General features: G+C 72.2%; 1 pseudogene. It reads left to right on the plus strand.

Annotated elements, in window-relative coordinates:
- Nucleotides 1-2,872: pseudogene (locus SNE206_RS39835) on the plus strand (hypothetical protein); the annotation flags it as partial.

Here is a 2,872-nt window from a genome sequence, read left to right on the forward strand (position 1 = left end):
GTTGTGTGATGTCGCATTCGTCGATCGAGATCGGTGATGATTTTGCGGCGTTTTTCTCGAAGGTGACGGGGATGGAGTGGCCGCGGGCGCGTGAGGGGGTGTTGCGGGATGTGCGGGACGACTACGAGGCGTTGGCGGCGGACATGCCGGTGTTGCGTGGGTTGATCGTGGAGCTGGTGTCGTTGTGTCTGGGGCAGTTCGAGGGTGAGGCGGCGGATGCGTTCGTTGCGCGGATGCGGGAGTTCATCGGGGCTGCGGGGGGTGACGACTATGTGACGCAGACGGCGGTGACGGCGGCGGAGCTGGCGGTGTGTGCGGGGGATGTCGCGAACTCGGTGGAGTACACGAAGTGGATGTCGATCGCGCAGTTGGTGCAGTTGCTGGTGGAGGTGGCGTTCAGTGTGGCGTGGGCGCCGTTCACGTTCGGTGCGTCGCTGGTGAATCTGGCGTGGGAGTTCGCGCTGGTGCGGCAGGTGCTGACGGCGTTGATGCGGTACTTGTTGAAGTCGGTGCTGGTGCACACGTTCACGGGGATCACGGGTGGTCTGGCGCTGGACGGGGTGATCCAGGGTCTGCAGTTCGGGCATGGGGACCGGAGTGCGTGGGACACGGATCTGCAGCTGCAGGCGTTGGAGTTCGGTGCGATCGGGGGTGCGCTGGCGGGGCCGGTGGGTCTGTTGGGTACGGGGCTGGGGAAGTTGTTCGGGTCGGTGGCGGGGCGTGGTGCGGGGGCGGTGTTCGGGCGGGAGCTGGCGAAGGGGCTGGACGGTGCGGCGGGGGATGTGCTGGGGGCGGGTGCGCGGGCGGCGGGGCGTGGTGCGGGGGATGTGGGCGGGGAGGTGGCTGCGGGGGCACTGGAGAAACTCGCCGTGGTCGCGGGCCGGTCCACGGACGACCTGCTGGGGAACGCGGGGGCGATCGCGGGCCGGTCCACGGACGAGCTGCTGGGGCACGCGGGATCGATCGCCGGCCGGTCCACGGACGAGCTGTCGGGGCATGCGGGGTCGGTCGCGGGCCGGTCCACGGACGATCTGTTGGAGCACGGTGCGGGGTCGGGTGTGTGGGGGTTGTCGTCGGGGGCGGCGCGGGGGTTCGCGGGGGATCTGGGGAAGGTGGTGGATGCGGCGTCGCCGTGGTTGGCGCACGGGTTCCAGGAGTGGGGTGAGGGGTCGGTCGCGAATGCGTTCCGGGGTGGCATGGCGGGGGTGTTCGAGAAGCATCTGGGCGGGGCGCTGGGCCGGGAGGCGGCGCATGCGCTGGGTGGTGAGTTCGGTGAGGCGTTCGTGCGGGGCTGGGGGCGTGCGGGGGCGGATCACACCGCGCTGGGCGGGGCGCTGGAGAGGGTGCTGCAGTCGGGTGGCGAGGGTGTGGCGGGGGCTTTGGGTACGCATGGGGTGGAGGCGCTGGCGAAGCGGTTGCCGGAACTCGCGGAACACATGCCGGTGGGCAACGTGGCGTACCGGGTGGGTTTCGCGGTCGGTGAGCAGATGCGCGGCGGCATCCAGAACGTTCTGACGGTCGGTTTCTACAACCTCGTTTTCACCGATGCGCACCAGTTCACGGCAACGGGTGAGATGTTCGCGGCGGGTCTGGCGACAGGTCTGCTGGCACGCGGACTGCACACGGCGGCCGCGCCGGTGATGCGCCGGTACGTGGCCTGGGTGCATGAACTGCAGCATGCGCCGGTCGCCGACGGTCAGAGCCCGTATTTCGGACCCCTCCATCCGCTTACCGTTCTGTCGTTGGCCTCGAACGTGGCGGGGCATCCGGCGCCGTTCCCGGTGCCGCGGCTGGGTCCGCGGGTGGAGGGGCCGGCGGGTGGTGCGCATCTGCCGGCGGGTGATGCCGGCGGTGCCGGTGGTGTCGGTGGCCGTGGTGCGGGGCCGGGGGCCGGGCCGGGGCGGGGTGAGGGCCCGACCACCGGCACCGGTGGCGGTGGCGGCACTGGTGGGGACGTGAGGGCTGGGCGGGTACCGGGCGTTGCCGCCGAGAGCACCACCCCGACCGGCACGGGCACGGGCACGGGGGCGGTGCGGACCGAGGGCGGTGGCGTGCACGACGCTTCGGTGGATGGGTCGGGTGTGGGTTCGTCGGTGCGTGAGGGGTCGGGTTCCGGGGCGGGTCCGGTTCCGGGTGCGGTGGGGCGGTTCGGTCGTGCGACGGATTTCGTGTCGTTGGGTGAGGGCGCGGTCAGGGTGGAGGGGCCGGTCGGGCCCGGTGCGGTGAAGGCGGACGGGGATGCCTCGCCGGTGGTGGCCGTCGGGGGGCCGGTGGGTGATGCCACCTCGGTGCGTGAGGGCGGGGCTGCCTCGCCGGTGGAGGGGCCGGTCGGGCCTGGTGCGGTGAAGGCGGACGGGGAGGTTGCTTCGCCGGTGCGTGAGGGTGATGCCACCTCGGTGCGTGAGGGCGGGGCTGCCTCGGTGCACGAGAGTGGGGATGCCTCACCGGTGGGTGATGCCACCTCGGTGCGTGAGGGTGGGGCTGCCTCGCCGGTGGAGGGGCCGGTCGGGCCGGGTGCGGTGAGGGCGGACGGGGAGGTTGCTTCGCCGGTGGGTGACGCCGCCTCGGTGCGTGAGGGTGGGGCTGCCTCGCCGGTGGAGGGTCCGGTCGGGCCGGGTGCGGTGAAGGGGGACGGGGAGGTTGCCGGGCTGCCCGTCGGGGGGCCGGTGGGTGACGCCGCCTCGGTGCGTGAGGGCGGGGTCGCGGCGGAGCGTGCGGTGCACGAGGGCGGGGACGGTGTTCCTGGGGGTGGTTCTGGTGGGCGTTCGGTGGATGACGTGTTGGTGGAGTTGGGGGGGTTGCCGGGGGTGCCGTCGGGGTTGCCGGGTGTGCGGTGGGAGGACGGGTTGGGGGGGTTGTTGCCGCGGGTGCC

The organism is Kitasatospora sp. NE20-6 (assembly GCF_045862635.1).